This window comes from Pedobacter sp., assembly GCF_045628745.1.
GTDB lineage: Bacteria > Bacteroidota > Bacteroidia > Sphingobacteriales > Sphingobacteriaceae > Pedobacter.
This window is the reverse complement of sequence record NZ_JAZQPU010000068.1, coordinates 1-4,756: the sequence shown is the minus strand read 5'-3', so window position 1 is coordinate 4,756 and position 4,756 is coordinate 1. Positions and strand designations below refer to the sequence as shown.

4 protein-coding genes and 4 tRNA genes are annotated in these 4,756 nt (G+C 39.0%); 2 read left to right on the top strand and 6 right to left on the bottom strand.

What is annotated here, in order from left to right:
* Nucleotides 1-30: 30 nt before the first annotated feature.
* The 6 genes from ACR2F7_RS03375 to ACR2F7_RS03350 form a co-directional block, all read right to left on the bottom strand.
* A tRNA-Gly gene (locus tag ACR2F7_RS03375) sits at nucleotides 31-103 on the bottom strand.
* A gap of 13 nt (nucleotides 104-116) precedes the next feature.
* A tRNA-Thr gene (locus ACR2F7_RS03370) sits at nucleotides 117-189 on the bottom strand.
* 45 nt (nucleotides 190-234) lie between these two features.
* Nucleotides 235-319: transfer RNA gene (locus ACR2F7_RS03365), tRNA-Leu, on the bottom strand.
* A 51-nt stretch (nucleotides 320-370) separates the two neighbouring features.
* Nucleotides 371-443 (bottom strand) — tRNA-Gly (locus ACR2F7_RS03360).
* Nucleotides 444-570: 127 nt separating this feature from the next.
* Nucleotides 571-1,062, bottom strand: coding sequence for a regulatory protein RecX (locus tag ACR2F7_RS03355; protein ID WP_432712182.1), 492 nt, complete (start codon nucleotides 1,060-1,062; stop codon nucleotides 571-573).
* A gap of 315 nt (nucleotides 1,063-1,377) precedes the next feature.
* Nucleotides 1,378-2,691, bottom strand: coding sequence for a vanadium-dependent haloperoxidase (locus ACR2F7_RS03350; RefSeq protein WP_432712181.1), 1,314 nt, complete (start codon nucleotides 2,689-2,691; stop codon nucleotides 1,378-1,380).
* Nucleotides 2,692-3,027: 336 nt separating this feature from the next.
* Here ACR2F7_RS03350 and ACR2F7_RS03345 point away from each other — a divergent pair, with 336 nt between their 5' ends.
* Both ACR2F7_RS03345 and ACR2F7_RS03340 read left to right on the top strand, forming a co-directional pair.
* A complete protein-coding gene (locus ACR2F7_RS03345; RefSeq protein ID WP_432712180.1) occupies nucleotides 3,028-4,062 on the top strand; it encodes a sensor histidine kinase in 1,035 nt (344 codons plus the stop codon).
* The coding region (locus ACR2F7_RS03340; RefSeq protein WP_432712179.1) for a LytR/AlgR family response regulator transcription factor at nucleotides 4,059-4,756 on the top strand (698 nt) is incomplete at its 3' end. The genes ACR2F7_RS03345 and ACR2F7_RS03340, both read left to right, overlap by 4 nt.

Genomic DNA, 4,756 nt, shown 5'->3' with positions numbered 1-4,756 from the left:
AAAAAAACCTTCCGTTTGGAAGGTTTTTAGAGCGAAAGACGAGATTCGAACTCGCGACCCCGACCTTGGCAAGGTCGTGCTCTACCAACTGAGCTACTTTCGCATCACTATTAAAGAGCCTCTTATCGGGATCGAACCAATGACCTACTGATTACAAGTCAGTTGCTCTACCAGCTGAGCTAAAGAGGCATAAAAAAACCCCGTAAGTGATGAATTTACAGGGTTTAATTTCAGTACTCAGAGCGGGAATCGAACCCGCACGACTTTTAAGGTCACAGGATTTTAAGTCCTGCGTGTCTACCAGTTCCACCATCTGAGCAGGTGTTAAACCTTTTAAAATTAAAAACCTTCTGTTAAGAAAAGTTTTTAGAGCGAAAGACGAGATTCGAACTCGCGACCCCGACCTTGGCAAGGTCGTGCTCTACCAACTGAGCTACTTTCGCATTGTTGACCGCATCCGTGGTCTTTTTTAAACTTAGAAACTTTCCGATTTTGAATAGTTTCTTTCGTTTTGGTGATGCAAATATAGGCACAATAATAAACTCTGCAAGTTATTTTTTAAAAAAAATGTCAGCTTTCAAGTAAGTGATTGTTTTTCAGCACAACTAAAATTAAATTATTTTCAAATCCCCTTGTAAGAAGATACGTCATTAGCTTATGTTTCCGCTTATAGGGGTCTTTTTCGGTGATTGTTCTCAGTTTTTTTTCTGCACAATCCAGTAAAACCTTCTCATAATCGTCATTATCGATCCCATTTAATGCCCTTACAATCATTTTATCTGGCACCTGTTTAAATTTCAAGCCCTGTTTAATCTTAATCTTCCCCCATTTATTGATATTGAACTTCCCCGAAACATAAGCTTTAGCAAATCTTTCTTCATTTAAAAAGTTGGTGGTGATCAATTCTGAAATCAACTCCTCCACATCGCGGCTATGTAATCCCCATTCATAGAGCTTATTTCTGATCTCATATTGTGAACGCTCCTGGTAAGCGCAATAATGCTCCGCTTTTGCCAATGCAACTCTCTTGTCTAAAACGACCGTTTTTTGATTTGTTTCCAATGTTAAAATTAAATTAATTCCTAAATCAACCTTGAGATGCTGTTAATGGTGGCAATTTAACCCGCTCCTTTTACTAAAGCAAGTAATAGCATAAATAGTGATGTACATAAACAGCCAAGGTATACACAAAAAAACAGCTTAAATTTACAAAAAAAAGGAGGCATACTAACGCCTCCCCTATTCTAAAAATTAAAACTACCTCGTCGTGGAGCATTGATGTAAAAACGTTAACAAACAATAATCGTAACGCTTAATACATCATTCAGCATTAATTATATGCATTCGTAACAAAAATCGTAACACTCAATACACAAATCATAAATTACGCTGGTTGATTTCTTTAAGGCAATAGCGGTTAACGAAATCTCCTATTTTTTGTCCCTGTGCCAACCCTACCTCCACCGCATGACGAAAATGGTAACCAACATATATTCTCGACAAGCCAATTTCTTTTGCAGCACTTGAAAAGGAAGAAAACCTTCTTGTCACATTCGGTAATGCATCACTAGTCGCTGAAAAACTAATTTCATCTGTACCAAAAAAATCTCTGAAAACCTCAGCAGCGGCCGCAGCACTTATTGAATGATTTGAAGGGTAATCTGGCACAGGAGGTGTTGGAGCAGCCATTACATCCCATTCTGGATCTCCTATTGTATTTGGATTACCATCCTGTTCTCCTAAACGCACCGCAGTAATTGGTCGCCAGAAGTTATAGAAGAACTTACTGTCAAAAGCACTGATATTGGCATCTGCTTCAGCCATGTGCAGTATTGAAAGCAATCTAGCCGCTTTCCAGGCATCAAGATTTTTCTCTACAATAAGTTTTCTTGCCACACGGTTCATGCTCATTGGCACATTGTCTAACCAAAAAACAGCAATCTCAGCTTGCTCTTCTGTCCTGCTGGAACCTATTTTACAACCCAGCGTTTTGATTTCATTATAATCTGCCGTATACTCCGCACTATTAATCGCATAAGGTTCACTAGCCCTAAACTGCGAAGTTTCAAGCAGCCCAAAAGGATGTACCTTTCCCCAGCCAGGCATCATTACCATCCCATTGTACGGCGCCGCATCAAAGGGTGGTGTAGAACGATAAGCCCCAGCAATGGTACCCTGTGTAAACTGAAATTGTGCAGTTGATTCCCCATCATTAGTTCTTTTTTCTATCATGGCTTTGGCGGCAAGTTTGCCAACTTCTATTCCTGCAGTTTTGCTTTGGTTATCCGCAATGCCTGATAGACTTTCACTGAGTAAAGTGTTAACCGTTTGATGATCAGGAAAGAGGTGTACAATTACATCATGAGCAGCCTGAGCAACGGCAGCATCTGGATCTGCCTGGTTAAAAATGCCTACATTATAAGCATAACGCTCATATTTAGGATTAGTGCTGTTTAGCGCATCATGCATCGCTAAATTAATCATGGCATAAATTCTTGATTCCTGCATAGGTGGCATACCTCCCATGGAAGTTAGTGCAGCTGTTCCTGCCTCATTCCACTTTAAAACCATACCCGCACCATTTGCACTAGGAAAATCAATTGGTATTGGCGCGCTTGTATCTTTTTTACAAGCAGCCATACTAAGAAGTACAATTACCGTACTCATCAGTCTGATTAAGTGAGTTTTCATCTTGATATCATTTAATTTTATTTACGGTGATGAAACCATCGGGAGCAAATAATCCACTGTTGATGACCTTAATCCAGATAGTTTCCTCTTGTTGAAATAAAATTAAGGACAAAATAACCCCAATATGATGCACGCCTATTATAAACCAGCAGGACAAGGTTTTAATGCGCATATCAAAGTCTAAAAATCATTCAGCTACCAAATACGGTTATTTAGCGACTAAATCATGCTGTATGACTGCTTTACGCAATTGTTATCGTCCATATTGCGTAACTTTAAGTCAAGATGAAAATGGTCTTTAATCGGTCAAAGGGATCTGCATTATTCAAAAAAATAATGCTGCATATCCTGTTTTGGATCATCGTCATTACTTATTTTGCCTGGGGTTTTGGCTTCAACGACCACTGGAAAGCATCTGTTCTCAATTCTATCTTTTACCTGCCCGGACATTTACTTGCCGTGTATATGAACATCTATTTTTTGGTACCTCGTTACCTCATCCATAAAAAGTACTTTAAGTTTGCACTGGGTGTTATCTTAGTCGTTGCCTGCTGTAGTGCCTATGCCTGGACCATGCAACTGGTTTTATCTGCAAGTGATAAATACCATGGTTACAATATGCTCACCGGCATGACTATCCTCCCTTTTATTCACATCAGTGGCATTGCCATCTCTATTAAATTGCTCAGCTTTTGGTATCAACAAAAACAACAAACCCTTGAAGCACAACAGCAACGAACGAAGGCAGAACTGGAGATGTTGAAATCACAATTACACCCTCACTTTTTATTTAACACACTCAATAACCTCTATGCTTTTACCCTTGAAAAATCGCCTAAAGCACCAGAAATTGTACTTAAACTTTCAGCACTGCTGCGCTTTATGATATATGAAAGCAATACCCGTTTTATTCCTTTAAGTGAGGAAATAGATTTACTACATCATTATATTGAATTGGAAAAATTAAGGTATGGCGATCGCCTGGATATTTCTGTGGTTATCAGCGGTGAAATCTACCAATACCAGATCGCTCCTTTGCTTTTGTTACCGCTCGTAGAGAATGCTTTTAAACATGGCACAAGCGAGCAAATAGACCAATGCTGGGTTAGTTTAAACTTATCTGTTATGGAGGGGATAATGCATTTTCAACTGGTTAACAGCCTTGATAAAGAGCAGCACATGGATAAACACACGTCTGGTGGTGTGGGTTTGCAAAATTTAAATAGGAGACTTAAATTGATCTACGACGGGCATTGCAACTTAGAAGCCTTCATCCAGGAGGAAATCTATATCGTTAAGCTGGATATTACACTCGATCCTTTAAAAAAGGAAGCCTTTCAGGACAATAGAAACATTAAAGAATTTGGATGATGAAATGGAAATGTTTGATTGTAGATGACGAGCCACCGGCTTTAAAAATCATCAAGATGTATGCAGACATGGTGGAACAATTGGAAGTAGTGGCCACCTGTTCAAATGCACTACAAGCCATGAAAATGACCAATGAACATCAAATAGATTTGATTTTTCTGGACATCCAGATGCCTAAACTTTTAGGCACCAACTTCCTGAAAACATTACAAAACCCGCCGAAAGTTATTTTCACTACTGCCCATAGAGAATTTGCAACGGATGCCTTTGACCTCGATGCAGTGGATTATTTATTGAAACCCATTTCTTTCGAAAGGTTTTTAAAAGCCGTTAATAAGGTAACGCTGGATAGCGTTCCTCATGAAATGACTTCTGTACCCCAAAAACAGGGCTTCCTTTATTTTCGGTCAGAACGAAAAATGGTAAAAGTGTTTTTTGACGACATCCAGTATGTAGAGAGCATCAAAGATTATATTAAAATAGTGCGCGATAACCAGTTACCTCCGCTAATGGTTAAACAATCTATAAGCACTTTAGAAGCCATGTTGCCTTCCAACCAGTTTATCCGCATCCATCGCTCCTACATTGCCTCTATTCAAAAAATTTCCGCCTATACTGCATATGATATTGAAATTGGCAGTCTTGAATTACCTATCGGAAGACAATATATGACCGCTGTAAAGAAAACATTTTC